The sequence below is a fragment of the Nitratireductor aquimarinus genome, assembly GCF_017255295.1.
Classification (GTDB): domain Bacteria; phylum Pseudomonadota; class Alphaproteobacteria; order Rhizobiales; family Rhizobiaceae; genus Nitratireductor; species Nitratireductor aquimarinus.
This window is the reverse complement of sequence record NZ_JAFKDE010000018.1, coordinates 16,000-32,063: the sequence shown is the minus strand read 5'-3', so window position 1 is coordinate 32,063 and position 16,064 is coordinate 16,000. Positions and strand designations below refer to the sequence as shown.

The following is a 16,064-nucleotide window of genomic DNA, read 5'->3' as shown; positions in this document are numbered from 1 at the left end:
GTAGATCCCTCGTCCCTCCCTGCGCCAAGCAGAAAAGGGAAAAAGTGGACGACTTTTCAGCCGCCCGCAGCAGGACAATCCAGCCGCTACCGTGGTCTAGTTTTCCACCGCCGTTCTCACAGATAGAAGCGCTTCGGTATAGGGATGCAAAGGATCGGCAAAAAGCGCCTCCGCAGTGGCGATTTCGACAATCTGGCCCAGATACATCACCGCCACGCGGTCACACAGATAGCGCACTACGGTGAGGTCATGCGTGACGATCAAGTAAGTCAGATCGAACTCCTCCTGCAAATCCTGCAGGAGCGTGACAACCTGTGCCTGAATGGAGACATCGAGCGCTGAGATGGGTTCGTCAGCAACGATCATCTGCGGGCGCAAAGCAAGCGCGCGCGCTATGCCGATCCGTTGCCGCTGACCGCCCGAAAATTCGTGCGAGTAACGCTGCATATGATCCGCGTTGAGCCCAACGGCAACCAGAAGCTGCTCGACTCGGTCATGTAGCTCTGCCCCCTTGGCGATGCCATGAACATAGAGCGGCTCCCCCACCAGATCGGCGACAGACATGCGTGGATCCAGCGAAGAATAGGGATCCTGAAAGATGATCTGCATGTCACGTCGCAGCTGTCGCAGTTCCTCCCGCGAAACGGTCGCGACATTGACGCGCCGGGTCTCCTCCCCCTCACCTGAAAGCGAACGGCTGGAAAACAGGATATCGCCCCTGCTCGGCGATATGAGGCGCAGGATCGAGCGCCCGGCAGTGGTCTTTCCGCAGCCACTTTCTCCGACAAGGCCGAGTGTTTCTCCACGGTCCAGCGTGAGGCTGACGCCATCAACCGCCTTTACATAACCCTGCGTACGGCGCAGTATGCCTCTGCGAACCGGAAAGTGTTTTTCCAGATTTCGCACTTCCAGCAATGGCTCCTTATTCGTCACCGGGTCCTCCCTTCAGGCTCTGACAAGGATCATGAGGTGCGGGCATCCCGCATTAACTGGGGCTGACACCCCCGCCTTGAGCGGCATCGTGCAGCCAGCATGCGGTGAAGTGGCCATCGGCCGTCTTCCCGAGCGCAGGCTCATCCAATCGGCACCGTTCCGTGACATGCGGGCAGCGCGAAGCGAAACCGCAACCGCGTGTCACGGACATGGGATTGGGCACGGTGCCCTTGATCGGTACTAGCCGCTCCCCCTTTTCAAGAACCATTGAGGGAATCGAGTTCATGAGCCCCTGCGTGTAGGGATGCTGCGCGTTGCGAAACAGTTCCTTCACGCTTGCCTTTTCAACGATGCGCCCGAGGTACATCACAATCACCTCGTCAGCCATCTGCGCCACCACACCAAGATCGTGCGTGATAAACACAATGGATGTTCCAAGCCGTGTCCGTAGCTCGTTCATCAGCTTGAGCACCTGCGCCTGAATGGTGACATCCAGGGCCGTCGTAGGTTCGTCGGCTATGAGCAGAGACGGATTGCATGAGAGCGCCATGGCGATCATCACACGCTGGCGCATGCCTCCGGACAATTGATGCGGGTAATCCTCCAGCCGGGTTTCTGCCGCGGGGATACCTACAGCGATCAGCATCTCAATGGCGCGTTCACGCGCCTGCCTCCGGGTCAGTCCCAGATGCAGCATGATCGGCTCCATGATCTGATGCCCGATCATGTGCAAAGGGTTAAGCGAGGTCATCGGTTCCTGGAAGATCATTGCCATCCGGTTGCCCCGAATGCTGCGTATTTCCGGCCCCATCGGCTCCAGCGTTGCCAAGTCAACGATCTCTCCGTCAGTTTCAAGCAACATTTCGCCACCTGAAACACGCCCGGGCTCCCTGATCAGCCGCATCAGCGCCATGGCTGTTACCGACTTTCCACACCCGCTCTCACCGACAACACCAAGCGTCCGTCCATTCTCAAGCGAGAAGTCGATGCCGCGCACAGCATTGATCGTCCCGCCTCCTGTGTTGAACTGGATCTGAAGATTTCGGACATCCAGTAGTGGCATGGTCACTCCCGCGTTTCGCCTACCTTCGGTTCCCGGAATCAAACTGGGAATGCGCTCAGACTGGCATTGATGCTTAGACGCCAGATCCGCGTGATCTCCAGCATGTCCCTGCCCACATAACGGATACCCCGCCCGTCAATGCGCTCTGTGCCGGGAATGTCGGAAACGAGCTGTGCATACATCGGGTCAAGGAAGTGCATTTCCAGCTCGATGGGGTCGTTGAGCCTGACCACCTGCATCTCACCGAGCCGCTTGAGCGCCCGCACCGTTCCGGTCCGGATGCGCTCCTGTGCGGCCTCCGGACTGAGATTGCGCGCCGCGTAACGACTGATCGCCCATTTGGTCGTCACCCGCTCTGTCCAGGGATGGGTCCGCCCTACAGACTCGATAAGTCTGTCATCGCCTGAGACAAGCGCAAGCGGCACACCAAAATGGCCGGCCACCGCTGTGTTAAAGGCGATCTCATTCACCGCCTCGCCACTAAGTTTGAGATCGTAGACAATCCTGCCGACATGCGTGTGTGAAAGAACGCCGAATGGATCGCCTGCCCGGACGTGGTAACCAAGCATCAGTGCGGCATCAAACCTCTCATTGATGCCTTCCATCTGAAAGAGCGGTCGGGGAATGCCGCTGACAAGTTGGGCGTCCCTGTGCAGCTCGTGCGGAAGCATGTTGTGCATGAAACCATGAGCGTCGGTGATCACCACTTCGCTGGCACCGCTTTCGAATGCACCTTCAGCCGCAGCATTGGCCTCAGCGGTCATCCATTTACGCGCCATTTCATATTCGACGCCGCTCATTTTCGTGTGGTCGGAATGGGTTACTCCGGCCATGCCTTCCATATCAACGCTGATGAAAACCTTCACGTTTTCTCCTCCCCGATAGCCTGGAATCCAACGCTTTAAAGGCGTTCCGAAGCTTATTCTTTTTCCGTTCCCGGGCCTGTCGAAATTAGGGCAGATGGAAACAGGGAGGTCAAATTGTGATCTGACATAACTCCATAACCAAAGGATATGGCATGCTCAGCGGCTGTCAGACCGACCGTCTGGCATGGATTTTCAGACCTGGTGCATGCCTGATTTTACGTGAGGGATTGCGCCATGCAGCGCACAGAAGCCCCGACCGCGTCATTGAAACTGGAAGTCTACGGCGGTCCCAGAGCATGGCGTCACTGGCGCGGACTGCGACTTGATCCGAAGGCCCGCTGCTGCGAGACAGTCGCTCATTGCCCGATCACCCGGGGTGGGGGCGAGCCTTCCGTTCAGCCTCCCCCGATCCGGATCACAGCAGGCGTCCACCGGTCGCCGGGTCGAAGACCAGCGCGCGTTCAGCGGGGATGCCAAGCGCGATCTGGCGTCCGGGTTCCAGCCCGGCTTTCGCCGGAAGAACGGCGACCATCTCCTGCCCTGCGAGCGAGAGCGTCACTTCGGCTGTCTCGCCGGTCGGCTCCACAAGCAGCACCTCGGCCACAGGACCTGTTTCAGAGATCTCGATCGTCTGCGGACGAATGCCGTACGTCACCTCGGTGCCTTCAGCCACGTCCAGCGGCCGCCCGAGCGGCATGATGACGCCGCCGTCCAGAACGACGTGACGCGCGCCTTTCGCGCCTGCCTTCGCTTTGAACATGCTGATTTCGGGCGAGCCGATGAAACTGGCCACAAAGGCTGAGTTCGGATTGTTGTAAAGCTCGGAGGGCGGCCCGATCTGGGCAACATGACCGTCATGCAGAACGACAATGCGGTCTGCCATCGTCATCGCCTCGGTCTGATCATGCGTGACATAGATCGTCGTCTTTGCGAGCCGCTGATGCAGCTTCTTGATCTCCGACCGCATGCGCACACGCAGCTTGGCGTCGAGGTTTGAAAGGGGCTCATCGAACAGAAAGGCTTCCGGATCGCGGACGATGGCGCGCCCCATGGCGACCCGCTGCCTTTGGCCACCCGAAAGCTCTTTGGGCAGACGGTCGAGATAGGGCTCAAGCCCGAGTATCTCGGCGGCCTGCCGAACCTTCGAGTCGATCTCGGATTTCTTGACGCCTGCGAGACGGAGCGCAAAGCTCATGTTCTCGGCAACCTTCATGTGCGGGTAGAGCGCATAGGACTGAAAGACCATCGCCAGCCCGCGCTCCTTCGCCGGAACCCGGTTCGCAACCTTGCCGTCGATGATGATGCGGCCCTGCGAAATGTCCTCGAGCCCCGCCACCATGCGCAGGAGCGTGGACTTGCCACAGCCCGAAGGTCCGACGAGGACGACGAACTCGCCGTCCTCGATATCGAGATTGATGTCCTGCAGGACCCTGGTTCCGCCATAGGTCTTGCCAACATTCTCCAGCTGGATCCGTCCCAAATCAGCCCTCCAGTATCTCGAAGCGGCGGCAGGTCACGACACCGGGGCCACCGAGCCTCAGACCGGCCATGCCGCGCGGATGCCGGCTGTCAGTCGCCGAGACAATTTCCCTGCCGTCGATGAAGAGGGTGAGCCTCTCCCCCTTCGCTGCGAATGTCAGGGTCACGTCCTGCCCCACCTCAACCGGCGCAGCCGCAAGGATCTCGGTTCCGAAATCCTCGCGGAGGATCACAGCCTGGCCCTCGTGGATGCCCGCGGCATAGAAGCGCTCATTGCCCGAGGCGCGCACGCTGACCAGATGGCTCTCACCCTCGACACGCGAGATCTGCGCCGTCGCCGTCTGATCGGTTGCGAAGGCGTGACCGGTCCAGAGATCTCCGTCCTTCGTCGCCTCACCGCGAATGCAGCCCTCCGACAGGCCCCAGCTTCCGCGATTGAAGCTGAAACGGCTGACCGAGCCCCATTCCTCGGATTCGATCTGCGGGTTAATGACCGTCTTGCCGGCTCCCGTCACGGTGAAGCTGCGGATCAGCACGTTCATGAAAACGCGGGCTTCCGCCGTCTGCTTCATCAGGATGCCAATCTCGTCAATAGCCTCCTCGCTGTCGGGAAGCGTGAACCCGATGACCTGCCAGTCCTCCGGCAGAAGCGACCAGTCTCCCAGTTCCCGCACTTCGCCGGAAGCGGCAAAGCGGACATAGGGAACGAACGTCACCTGTCGCGGACCTTCGAGCGCCTCGGTACCCGTCAGGGAAATCTCGACGCGCTGCCCCGAGGCCGTGACGGGTGAGAGCATCGGACGATAGCGGTTATCGTCAAACTCGCATTCCCGGTAGAAGGGCTTCCAGAACACGCGGCCATTGTCGCCAGCGGCCCAGCGGTCGATCTGGACGGTGATCGCGCCCTCGGCGTTGCCCGGCAGTGTGCGCAGACGATGCGAACCTTCCGCACGAATGCCGTGGCTCGCGCCCGGCAGCGCGAAGTCGAAATCGACGGCGCGGGCGAGCGCCTTGTCGGCCCAGCCCTCCGGGATCGCATCGCCCCGACGACGCAGCGCCAGCACAGCGAAATCGCGGGCGGCCGAGGGCATGTCGACGATGTTGAGCGAACCGGTCACCGCCGAGGTGATGAGGATGTCGTTGATCGGACGACGCCATTTGGCCCAGTGTGGCTGAACACCCTGAAGCACGCCTGCTATGTTTGCAGCATTGCCTGCATTGCAGTCGGTGTCCCAGCCACACATCGAGGCCACTGCCGCCGTGCGCGGCATGTCGCCCTCACCATAGAGCAGCGCCAGTGCTGTCACGCCCGCATTGGGGATCACGTGGCAAACGCCGGTCCATTTGTCATAGCCGAAGTCACGCTCCAGCATGTGAAAGCAGCCGCGCCAGTCTTCGGGGTTCGCCGCATGGTAGGCTGAAACCGCATCGAGAACACGGGCATAGTGCGAGCCGTCGGCAACCAGTGCGCGCGCGGTTTCATGCACTTCGGCGATGGTCGAAGCGGTGAAGGCCGCCGCCGTCGCTCCGGCGACATAGGCCGCGCCGTGCAGCGCTTCGCCGTCATGCGACACGGAAGCCATGATCCGCGCAAGCCGCGCGGCTTCCTCTGGCTTGCCAGGGCAGACCCAGCCCCAGCAATCCGAAAAGATCTGCCCGCCGATCTGTTCGGCTTCGATCTGGCCGCGCAGCTTGATGCTGCCCGAGGTCGGCGCGGTGACACCGTCCTGAAGATAGCGATAGGCCGTTTCCTCGGTGGAGATATTGAACCCGCCCCACCAGAGCATTCCGTGGCCGTCACCGATATAGTTCAGCCATGTACGCCCGGCGGATTCGTAGGTCAGCTCATCGCCTTCGTCCCAGAGGGCGCGCACGAAGAAGAGCGGTCCATTGGTGTCGTCGTCCGCCGCGAAATTGCGATAGTCGCGAACATAGTCATCGATCTCGCCATAGACCTCGCGGATCAGCTTTTCGGTCCAGACCGTCGGTTCGACCGGCGCACCAAGGCGCACGCCAACGGCCTTGCCGATCAGTCCGGCATAGATCTTTTCGCGGATGCTCTCCGGGGTCATTCGGCGGCTTCCTTCTTGTCCTGTGCAAAGATTGCCGCACGCTGCGCAGCCCTTGCGCGCGCAGCCTCTTCATCCACCTGGATGATCGCCTGCGCAGCGGTGGTGAAACGGTCTGCGCTCTCGGAGAGGCAGAACCGGTTGGCGCTATCCAGAAGCTCGGCGTCATCCTCATCGATCACCGACGGGCCATGCATTGCCCCGAGGATCGCGCCGACCATCACACCGATGGAATCCGTGTCGCGGCCCGAGTTGATCCCGTCGATCACCCCCTGCCGGAAATCACCGCCGGCCGTGATGCAGAACCCCAGCGCCAGCGGCAACTCCTCGATCGAAAGCAGACGCGAGGGCTGGTAGGCAGCGGTCGCCACCCCGGCCTTCTCGGGCCCGTGCGCAACGTTGTCCCCCATCGGCGAGAACGGCGCGATAAGGCGATGGAACGTGTCGGTGACCTCGTCGGCTTCGGCTCCCTTGCGGGCAAGCTCCCCTGCGGCAGCAACGATCTCGCCGATCGCCGTGCGGGTGCCGTCATGGGCGAGATCATAGGCCGTCTGAACGACCTCGGAGAGCGTCGCGCCCGGTACGAAAGCCTGTGCAATCGCAGCGGCAAACACACCGGCGGCCTCAAGGCCATAGCTTTGCTGATGGCCCTCGGCGAAATTGATCGCCTCATCATAGGCCGCGCGCGGGTTGCAGGCGTTCACAGCGCCCACCGGCGCGATATACATCGTCGCACCGCAGTTCACCATGTTGCCCACGCCGCCCTGACGCGGATCGCAGGCCGATAGCTGCAGGCGCTGGAAAATCCATTTCTCGGGATAGAAGAGGCGTTCGATCAGCGGCGTTTCGCGCTGCAGCTCGGGCACCCAACGACTTTCCCACGCGATTTCGCGCACCATGCCCTCGGCCATGTCCCAGGCGTCCAGATGGCGGCCTTCGCGCTCATAGATCCGCATCAGCGAAAGCGTCATCGCCGTGTCGTCGGTGGTGATCCCGTTGCCGCGAACCCTGCCCTTGCGCTGATCCTCGCTCTGCCCGTCACGATGCCACGCAGTGCGCAGCGAGGTCACCCGACCATAGCGCTCGCGGATTTCGGCGGCAGAAAGTTTCTCGACCGGGGCGCCCATGGCGTCGCCGAAAGCGACGCCATGAACCATTGCCCGGACGCGACCACGGAACGGGGAGGTTCCGTCTTGTCCTTGCTGTGTCACATTACGGTCCTTGCATGATCAGTCATTGCCTGCCCACCAGCGGCCAGCCAGCCCGCAACGAAGGCATCCCAATCGTTTTCGGTCGACAGTTCGCCGGAGACGAAGCGGAAGACATTGGTGCGGTAGTAGGTCTCCGCCCCGTCCACAGCCGCCGCCAGTTCGGGGGACCAGACGAAGGTGTTGTCGGCGCGGAAGAAGTCGACGCCCTGCTGAAGCGCGCTCTGGGCCAAAGGCGACAGAGGGCTGAGCGGCGGCTGGTGGTAGTTTGGATTTGCGTAGATGAAGCGCGGATACCAGGCGCCGAGCTTGTCGGTCGCGGTCAGCGTGTCACCTTCGCGGGTGTAGTGTTCGCCCTCGAAGCCGAGGCGCTCCATCATCTGCCCTTCCGGCGAAGCCACGAAATCGAAGAAGGCCATGATGGCATCGGTTTTCTTCGTGGTGACCGGAATGGCGAAGCCCCGGCTTTCCTTGCTGACATCAACGGCCTGAATGCCGGCGGGCGGGGTCAGGAGCACCAGCTCGGCCCCCGGGTTCACCTGCGCCATCTTGGCTTCATAGATGCCCACGACCGGACCGGCCGTGCCCATCACCACGCCGACCTGGCCAGTGTAGAACTTGTCTTCCTTCACTTCCCAGTTCGAGGTGATGAATTCCGGATCGAGCACCCCGTCGGCGAAAAGGCTGGCGTACCAGGCGAGCTTGGCGCGCTCGCCCTCGCTGATGCGCGAGTGGATCAGTTCGCCATCGGCGTTCTTCATCCAGGTCTGTTCGATACCGAAGGCCGGATCGAAGATCGCGTCCAGCTCGGCTGTGTTGTTCGGCGCGATGATGCCGTGCTTCACGGCTTTGCCGCCGATCTCGGTGCCGGGGATGGCGCGCAGAAGCGCATCCCATTCCTCGAGCGAGGTCGGCGCGGAAAGGCCGGTCGCTTCCAGAAGGTCCTTGCGCATCACCGGCGCCTTGGTCCGTGCCGGGTAGACATAGAGCAGATGCGGGTAGTTGCCGAGCCGCGCGGTATTGTGCGGCCAGAGCGCCTTGCTCAAATGTTCGGTTTTGGCGATCAGCGGGTTCAAATCCATCAGCACGCCCTGCTGCGCGATCTGCTCGTCACCGCCCTGGAAATAGATGATGTCCGGCACGTCGCCCGAGAGCAGCATCAGGTTGAGCTTTTCCGCATAGCCTTCGGACGGCAGATCGATGATCTCGATCTTGATATCGTGGCCACGCGCGGCAAGAGCCTCTTCAATGCGTGCGACGTGGGCAACATCTTCCGGGTTGCTCGTCAGAAGATCCTTCATGACGATCCGGATCGTGCCGCTTGCGGCCATTGCCCTGCCCGGCAGCATTGCAAGCGCCGGTGTTGCGGCAAGCCCTGCAAGCAGGGCGCGACGGGATATGGTTAGGTCTTTCATCATTTCCTCCCTGAATATGCGGTCATTTGAGGGCACCGGACATGGTTCCCTTGGTGAAGTAGCGAAGGATGAACGGGTAAATCGCGAGGACGGGCAGGATGGTGAACAGGATCATCCCGGCGCGGAACGCCCGGAGATCGATCTGGCTCGCGCCCTCGTAATTGTTCATGGCCTGAAGTCCGACGATGGCGGCCTTGTCGCCGACCACGACGAACTGGCGCAGCACAACCTGCAGCGGCCACATGTCCTGATCGTTGAAATAGATCATCGGACGCAGGAAATCGTTCCAGTGATAAACCACGTAGAACAGGGTGATGGTCGCCAGCGCCGGTCTGGCGAGCGGCAACACCACGCGCCAGAAGACCTGAAACGCATTTGCACCGTCCAGCGTCGCTGCCTCGATGAGCTCTTCCGGAACCTCCTCGAAGAAGCGGATCAGGATGATGAGGTACCAGGCGTTGACGAGCTTGTAGATGATGACCGACGCATAGCTGTCGATCAGCCCCAGGCGTCGCATCACGAAGTAATCGGGAATGATCCCCGGTTCGAAGACAATGGTCGCAAGGATCAGCACAAACAGGGTCCGGCGCAGCGGCAGCTTCTTGCGTGACAGCGCCCAGGCCATCATGGCGGTAAAGGTGACGTTGAGGATCGCCCCGACGAGGGTGATGAAGATCGAGTTCATCAGCCCGCGCTGCACCGCCGGGTGGCTTGCGAGAAGCTTCCAGATATCGATCGAGAACCCGTCAGGTACGATGTCCATGCCGCTCATCCCCGGCACGCGGGCCGGATCGGAGAGCGAGATCGCCAGAAGGTTCAGGATCGGCTGCACCGTCACCACGACGATGGCGATAAGGACGGAATAGATAATCGCTTCTTCGAGCCGCTCCATCCGGGTCTTGTTGCTGGATGCCATCACCAGACCCCCTTGCCTGTTAGTCGCTTGGACAGCGTGTGCGCGCCGATCATCAGGATCATCCCGATCACCCCCTTGAAGAGGCCGGCGGCCGTGGCGAGCGAGAACTGCCCGCCGGTGATACCGAGCCGGTAGACATAGGTGTCGATGATGTCGATCTTGTCCCGGATGGCGTCGTTGGACAGGTTGAAGACCTGATCGAAGCCCGCGTTCAGGAAGAGCCCGACATGCAGGATGAAGAGCGTCGCAATAGTCGGCACAATGCCCGGCAGCGTGATGTGACGCATCTTCTGCCAGCGCGATGCACCATCCATCTCGGCAGCCTCATACAGCGCCGGATCAATGGCCATGATGGCGGCGAAATAGAGCAGGCTGTCCCAGCCGGCGCTGCGCCAGGCCTCGGACCAGACCAGCACCCAGCGGATCGATCCGCTGTCAGTCATGAAGCTGCGACGGTCAAGACCGACGAAGTCGCGCAAATCATTGACCACGCCATTGGACGGCGAGAGCGCTGCAATGAAAATGCCCGCGATCACGACCCAGGACAGGAAATGCGGCAGATAGATCACCGACTGCACGCCGCGCCGGAAACGTCCCGAGCGCACCTCGTTCAAGAGCAGAGACAGGATGATCGGAAGCGGGAAGACGAAGGCGACCTTCATCGCGCTGATGATGAGCGTGTTCTTCAGGACCTCGAAGAAGGTCGGCGACGCAAACAGCTGCGCAAAATGCTTGGTGCCGACCCAGACATTCGGACCGATGATGCGCAGATCCTCAAAGGCAAGCCGCGCCTCCCAGATCGGCAGATAATGGAACAGCCCGAAGTAAATCAGGCCTGGCGCCAGCATCAGATAATAGGGCCACCATTCGCGCACCCCGTCCCGCAGTCTCGCACCACGCGAGTTATAGGCATCAGCCTGTCGAGGCCGTGCGCGATTGGGAACGTTCCCAATTTTGGGCGAAAAAGCCCCTGCCTTGTCGTGCTTTGTCACGTCGCTGTCCTCCCCTCCCCGCGAACGACGCGCGGCCCTTCTCTTGTCGGCAGCGTCCCCCGCTCAACGAGCGAACAGGGCAGCGACATGTGCGGAACATCCTCATCACCAGCGATCTTCCGGCTCAGCAATTCAAATGCCCGCCGGCCAATATCGCGCGAAGGCTTCATGATCGTTGTGAGTCCCGGCATCGAGACCTCCGCCGCCGGCGTTCCGTCGAAACCGAGAATGGCCACATCCTCCGGGCAGTTCAGCCCGGCCTCCCGGACGGCATGAAGCGCGCCCAGCGCCATCATGTCATTGGCCGCGAAAACAACGCGCGGCACACCGCCCTGAAGCAGCCGCTTCATGGCGTCGCGACCACCCTCAATGGTGTAGTGACCGTCCTGAAGCCTCAGCCCCTCGACCGGCCAGCCCTGCGCCGCGCCAAACTCGCGAACAGCGCCAACGAACCGCTCCCGCGCGGTACGATGCGGATCGCCGACCAAGAGGGCCGGCATTCCGAGATCGGCCTGAACAAGTCGCTCAAGCCCGAGCTGCACACCCTGCGTAATATCGCTGCCGACCGAAGGCAGTTCCGGAAACCGTTCGGCCGACGAGCCGATCAGCACCAGCGGAACCTGGCTGCGGGAGAGTTCATCCAGCCCGTTCTGGACCGGATTCACAATCGCGCCATCGACCCGCGACTGGGTCAACGCCATGAGATGCCGGCGCTCGCGCTCGGGATCCCAGTCAGAATTGAAGATCAGGACAGAGGCCATCTCTTCCGTGGCCGCATCCTGCGCACCACGGGCGACCTCGGCCCAGAAGGGGTTGGCAATATCAGGGATCAGAAGGCCGACCATGCCGGTGCGCCCGGACCGCAGGGACCGCGCAAGCTCGTTGCGCCGAAAGCCGGATGCCTCAACGGCCTCGGTCACCTTGCGACGCGCCTCCTCGGACACGTTCTCCGCCCCGGACAGCACACGGGACACGGTGCTCTTGGACACGCCAGAGAGCCGCGCAATGTCGATAATGGTCAGGGAAGCGGCGTTATCCGTCACTCTGATTCTGTCCTCCTCATCTTCTTCATTAGCATGAGCCCTTGCTTGTGGGAACCTTCCCACGGAGATTCTGTCCATGCGGATCAACGGCACAGCATCATGGACAATGGGGACATCCACCGGCGTGAAGCCACACCACGCCGAAGCGCGCAGGACGCGCCCCGCTCCTAAAACTGCATCTTCCCTTCCCGCCAGTCCGCGAGCATTCCACGTATTTCCTTCAGGAAGAGCTGGCTGGCCACTTTGCTCGCCGTTGCACCCATGGAGATCGACTGGATATCGAGCGGCAGGTCGGGCTCCAGCGGCAGCGTCACCAGCCCATCCAGACCGTGAAAGGCGGCGGTAAACTCATCAACCACCGCAGAGCGCTGCATTGCCAGAACGAGATGGGGTACGGAAACCAGTGTGTTGCCCGTCACCGTATTGTCGAAAGGCAATCCGCGCTCCAGAAGCGCCTCGTTCAGCACACGCCCGATGGGGCCACGCGGGGTCAGTCCCAGCATTGGCACGGAACTCAGATCCTCCAGCCTGACGCGGTCCAGTCGCGTCAGCGGGCCGTCCTTTGGGCTGAGCACCACCAGACGGCCACGCCCCAGCGGCTCAGTGGATATGTCGTCAGCCTGAAACCTGCCGATGACGAGCCCTACATCGACCATGCCCGCACGTATCGCCTGAACCTGCTGCTGCGCTGTCCCCACATCCACGGCCACGCGCAGGCCCGGCATCGCATCCAGCACCCTGCGAAGCGCGGTGGGCACGAAATAGGGAGCGAAAAGCCCGACCGACATCACCAGAAGGCGCGTGCCGACGCCCTTTCGCAGCGAGTCGATGCGTTGTTCCAGCCGGCTGATCCCGTCATAGAGAAAACGGCTCTCATTGTAGATGGCGTCCGCCTCGACGGTCGGGATCACGCGCCCCTTGTCGAGCACGAAAAGCGTCAGGCCGATGGCCGCTTCGAGGTCACGCAGATGGCGGCTGACCGTGGGTTGCGACAGGTTCATTTGCCGCGCCGCCGCCGTGATCGACTGCCGCTCGTAGACCGCGCAGAAAACCTGCAAACGCTGCAAAGTCAATGGCTTCATGGCCGTGCTGCCTCCCCGTTTTTCCGCCACTCCATAGAGAAATGCTATGGAATAGTGAAAACTTTTCTATTTTCTAACGCAAGCGCTTTCGCCAGATTTGTGTGAGCCATCGGGGAGGGGAACCCAAGAGCCATGCAGGCGCCGCTTATCATCGCATTCACCGTTTTCGGCCTCATGGCCGGCGCCGCCATTGCCTATGTCATTGGCGCTTCCGCGATCCTGACCTTCATTGCGGCCGACCGTCAGATGTATATGGCGGTCCTGCCCCAGCGGCTTTTCAGCCAGCTCGATGTGTTCGCCTTTCTGGCCATGCCGCTGTTTATCTTCGCGGGCGATTTGATGAACCGTGGCGGTCTGGCAACCGCGCTGATCGATTTCTGCATGTCCTTCCTCGGACGCCTCAAGGGCGGCCTGGGCCATGTCAACGTGATGACTTCGGTGTTCTTTGCCGGCGTATCCGGCTCGGCGGTCTCCGACGCCGCCGCACTTGGCAACTCGCTGGTGCCCGAGATGCGCCGGCGCGGCTATTCGCTCGACTACGCCGCGGCCATCACCGGCGCATCGTCGATCATCGGCCCGATCATCCCGCCGTCGTCCATCCTGATCTTCTATGGCGCGCTGATGGAGACGAACGTCACTGCGCTTTTCGCCGCCGGCATTCTGCCCGGCCTGCTGCTGGCCGGCGTTCTGATGGCGATCAACGCCTATTACGCCCATCGCGACAACCACCCCGGCGGCCCGGGCGAGGACGTGCCTGCATTCTTCCCCTCGCTCCTGAGGGCCCTGCCCGCCATGACCCTCCCGGTGATCATTCTCGGCGGCACGCTGTTCGGCTTCATGACGCCGGCTGAAGCGGCAGCGGTGGCCGTGATTGCGGCTCTGGTGGTCGGTTTCACCCATGGCAATCTCACCTGGAGCCAGGTGGGCGCAAGCCTGCAACGCACGGCGGTGATGCTTGGCGGGCTGTTCATCATCCTGTGCGCGATCTCGACCTTTTCCTACATCGCCGCGCTTCTGCAATGGCCGCAGGCCATCAAGGCGACGGTGGAAGACTGGAACCTCAGCCCGCTGCAATATCTGATGCTGATCAACCTGATCTTTCTGGTGGCCGGCATGGCGATGGATGTGAAGGCCGCCGTGGCGCTGTTCGCGCCGATCTTCGCACCTGTCGCAATCGCCATGGGCGTCGACCCCGTGCATCTGGGCATCGTGATCTGCTTCAACATCACCACCGGCCTTCTTTCGCCGCCGCTCGGAGGGGTTCTGCTGATCCTCGCGACCACGGTGCGCATGAATTACTGGCGGCTGATACGCGCCACCCTGCCCTTCTTTCTGGCCGAAGTCGCGCTGCTGCTGGTGCTCACCTATTTCCCGGAGATTTCTCTGGCCATTCCACGCCTGTTGGGGCTCGCCTGACGGAAAACGAAACAAAACGGAGGAGAAAAAATGAAGTTTTTACCCAAAGCCCTCGCCATCTCGGCGCTTGCGCTCATGACCGCCGCTGCACAGGCCGCTGACATCAAGATCGCCATGAACGGCGCCGACGATACGGCGACCAACCCGGAAGCAGCCTTCGCCCACGGCTTTGCCGATGCGCTCAAGGGTACCGAATTCGAGGTCTCCATTTTCCCGTCCGGCACGCTGGGCTCGGAAAAAGAGCGTTTCGACCAGGTTGCCCAGGGACTTCTGGAGGTCAATCTCGCCGCCCTTTCCACCGGTTTCGGCATGTCACCGCTGATGAAGGGCGTCCAGCTCCCGTTCTTCTTCGAGAACCGCGAACAGATCGACGCCGTGCTTTCGGAAACGGACATGCTTGAGCAGATGAACGGTCCGCTTCTCGACAATGGCGTGCGTTTCGTGGACGTCAATTACATCGGCATGGACATCGGCATTCACAATTCCAAGAAGCCGATCGCCAAGGTCGAGGACATGTCCGACCTGCGCTTCCGCGCGCTCAACAGCGAGCAGATTGCACTGCAGGAAGCGCTGGGCGCAACTGGCACGATCGTCTCCTGGTCGGAAGTGGCAAACGCCATCCAGACCGGCGTTGCCGATGGCTATTTCAACCCGCCGAACTCGGCCATCCGCACCGGCCACACCGAGTTTCTGAAGCACTTCACGCCCGCCGACATCACGCCGTCCTCGCGCATCGTTCTGATTTCGGAAGACTGGTACACGTCGCTGGGTGATGAGGAAAAGGACCAGATCGACGCTGCCCTCGCAGCCGGCAAGAAAGCGAACAGGGACTGGGTCAACAACTGGGCCAGCGAAGTGCGCGCAAAGCATGAAGCCGCTGGCGTGACCATCACCGAGCTTGCCGAAGGCGAACGCGGAAAGATGGCCGAGCTGGCCCGCGCCACCTGGGCGACGTCTCTGCCAGACGACCAGCTGAGCATCTGGACCAAAGCCCGCGACTCCGTCGCAGACTAAGCAATGGCCGCCCCCATGAAACACATCGCCAAATCCGTCATCCGCTTCAGCAACGGACTCGATCGTCTGGCCACAGTGATGGCCGGCGTGGCGCTGGTGATCCTCGTGGGGGCCGTCATGCTGCAGGTCCTGGCGCGCTATGTCTTCAACCAGCCGCCGGCCTATACAGAGGAGCTGGCCCGATACGCGATGATCTGGGCCGGCCTCATGGGCGCCACGATATCATTCAAGCGCCGGTTTGATCCGGCGCTCTTCACCGGCGAAGGTTCACGCAGCGCCCTTCTCGGGCTTGCCGCCGCGCTGATGCGGTCGGCCGTGGTTCTGATCTATCTTCTGCCGATCCTCTGGTACGTTTTCTATGGTCCCAACATGAACCCGGCGCGCGGTTTTCTGCTGCGCCACAGCCGCACCATGGCCGACGCACTGCCCTTCAGCACCTTCTGGGTGGCCGTGGCCGTTCCAATCATGATCGTCTTCATTCTCGTTCATCTCGCCGCCCGATGGTGTGGCGATGACGGCGTGCCGCCTGCGGACAGCGACGCCACCTGACCTTCGACACAACAATACA

At 61.6% G+C, this 16,064-nt stretch carries 14 protein-coding genes; 3 read left to right on the top strand and 11 right to left on the bottom strand.

All coding sequences use genetic code 11. From position 1 onward, the window contains the following. Positions 1 to 96: 96 nt before the first annotated feature. From JYP46_RS21650 to JYP46_RS21600, 11 genes are all read right to left on the bottom strand, one after another. Complete coding sequence (locus JYP46_RS21650; RefSeq protein WP_206549317.1) at positions 97 to 933, bottom strand: ATP-binding cassette domain-containing protein; 837 nt, start codon at positions 931 to 933, stop codon at positions 97 to 99. Between the two features lie 52 nt (positions 934 to 985). After that, positions 986 to 1,996, bottom strand: coding sequence for an ABC transporter ATP-binding protein (locus JYP46_RS21645; RefSeq protein ID WP_206549316.1), 1,011 nt, complete (start codon positions 1,994 to 1,996; stop codon positions 986 to 988). Positions 1,997 to 2,034: 38 nt separating this feature from the next. Beyond that, positions 2,035 to 2,862 (bottom strand): M55 family metallopeptidase, encoded by an 828-nt coding sequence (locus JYP46_RS21640; RefSeq protein WP_206549315.1) that lies wholly within the window; start codon positions 2,860 to 2,862, stop codon positions 2,035 to 2,037. 415 nt (positions 2,863 to 3,277) lie between these two features. Beyond that, positions 3,278 to 4,342 (bottom strand): ABC transporter ATP-binding protein, encoded by a 1,065-nt coding sequence (locus JYP46_RS21635; RefSeq protein ID WP_206549314.1) that lies wholly within the window; start codon positions 4,340 to 4,342, stop codon positions 3,278 to 3,280. A 1-nt stretch (position 4,343) separates the two neighbouring features. After that, positions 4,344 to 6,413 carry an ADP-ribosylglycohydrolase family protein gene (locus JYP46_RS21630; protein WP_206549313.1) on the bottom strand — a complete coding sequence of 690 codons (2,070 nt, stop codon included), beginning with the start codon at positions 6,411 to 6,413 and terminating at the stop codon, positions 4,344 to 4,346. Beyond that, on the bottom strand, positions 6,410 to 7,621 hold the full coding sequence (locus tag JYP46_RS21625) for an ADP-ribosylglycohydrolase family protein (protein WP_222474342.1): 1,212 nt from the start codon (positions 7,619 to 7,621) through the stop codon (positions 6,410 to 6,412). Before JYP46_RS21625 ends, JYP46_RS21630 begins: the two co-directional genes overlap by 4 nt. Further along, entirely contained in the window at positions 7,618 to 9,033 is a 1,416-nt protein-coding gene (locus JYP46_RS21620; RefSeq protein ID WP_113157122.1) for an extracellular solute-binding protein, read from the bottom strand. The genes JYP46_RS21625 and JYP46_RS21620 overlap by 4 nt, the downstream gene beginning before the upstream one ends. Positions 9,034 to 9,055: 22 nt before the next feature. Further along, complete coding sequence (locus JYP46_RS21615) at positions 9,056 to 9,949, bottom strand: carbohydrate ABC transporter permease (RefSeq protein ID WP_113156657.1); 894 nt, start codon at positions 9,947 to 9,949, stop codon at positions 9,056 to 9,058. After that, positions 9,949 to 10,941, bottom strand: a complete 993-nt coding sequence (locus JYP46_RS21610; protein ID WP_206549312.1) for an ABC transporter permease — start codon at positions 10,939 to 10,941, stop codon at positions 9,949 to 9,951. The genes JYP46_RS21615 and JYP46_RS21610 overlap by 1 nt, the downstream gene beginning before the upstream one ends. Beyond that, entirely contained in the window at positions 10,938 to 11,984 is a 1,047-nt protein-coding gene (locus JYP46_RS21605; protein WP_222474340.1) for a LacI family DNA-binding transcriptional regulator, read from the bottom strand. Before JYP46_RS21605 ends, JYP46_RS21610 begins: the two co-directional genes overlap by 4 nt. Positions 11,985 to 12,151: 167 nt before the next feature. After that, positions 12,152 to 13,066, bottom strand: a complete 915-nt coding sequence (locus JYP46_RS21600) for a LysR family transcriptional regulator (protein ID WP_206549310.1) — start codon at positions 13,064 to 13,066, stop codon at positions 12,152 to 12,154. Positions 13,067 to 13,198: 132 nt separating this feature from the next. Here JYP46_RS21600 and JYP46_RS21595 point away from each other — a divergent pair, with 132 nt between their 5' ends. From JYP46_RS21595 to JYP46_RS21585, 3 genes are read left to right on the top strand one after another with little or no spacing between them, the layout of a single operon-like run. Continuing rightward, on the top strand, positions 13,199 to 14,482 hold the full coding sequence (locus tag JYP46_RS21595; RefSeq protein ID WP_113156654.1) for a TRAP transporter large permease: 1,284 nt from the start codon (positions 13,199 to 13,201) through the stop codon (positions 14,480 to 14,482). Positions 14,483 to 14,512: 30 nt separating this feature from the next. Further along, positions 14,513 to 15,496, top strand: a complete 984-nt coding sequence (locus JYP46_RS21590; protein WP_206549309.1) for a TRAP transporter substrate-binding protein — start codon at positions 14,513 to 14,515, stop codon at positions 15,494 to 15,496. Between the two features lie 15 nt (positions 15,497 to 15,511). Then, a complete protein-coding gene (locus JYP46_RS21585) occupies positions 15,512 to 16,045 on the top strand; it encodes a TRAP transporter small permease (RefSeq protein ID WP_222474339.1) in 534 nt (177 codons plus the stop codon). The last annotated feature ends 19 nt before the right edge of the window (positions 16,046 to 16,064 follow it).

Bases quoted from the DNA above. Each gene is read 5' to 3' on its own strand.
- JYP46_RS21615 (WP_113156657.1), bottom strand. From the start codon at position 9,949: ATGGCATCCAGCAACAAGACCCGGATGGAGCGGCTCGAAGAAGCGATT.
- JYP46_RS21600 (WP_206549310.1), bottom strand. From the start codon at position 13,066: ATGAAGCCATTGACTTTGCAGCGTTTGCAGGTTTTCTGCGCGGTCTAC.
- JYP46_RS21590 (WP_206549309.1), top strand. From the start codon at position 14,513: ATGAAGTTTTTACCCAAAGCCCTCGCCATCTCGGCGCTTGCGCTCATG.
- JYP46_RS21595 (WP_113156654.1), top strand. From the start codon at position 13,199: ATGCAGGCGCCGCTTATCATCGCATTCACCGTTTTCGGCCTCATGGCC.
- JYP46_RS21630 (WP_206549313.1), bottom strand. From the start codon at position 6,413: ATGACCCCGGAGAGCATCCGCGAAAAGATCTATGCCGGACTGATCGGC.
- JYP46_RS21620 (WP_113157122.1), bottom strand. From the start codon at position 9,033: ATGAAAGACCTAACCATATCCCGTCGCGCCCTGCTTGCAGGGCTTGCC.
- JYP46_RS21585 (WP_222474339.1), top strand. From the start codon at position 15,512: ATGAAACACATCGCCAAATCCGTCATCCGCTTCAGCAACGGACTCGAT.
- JYP46_RS21645 (WP_206549316.1), bottom strand. From the start codon at position 1,996: ATGCCACTACTGGATGTCCGAAATCTTCAGATCCAGTTCAACACAGGA.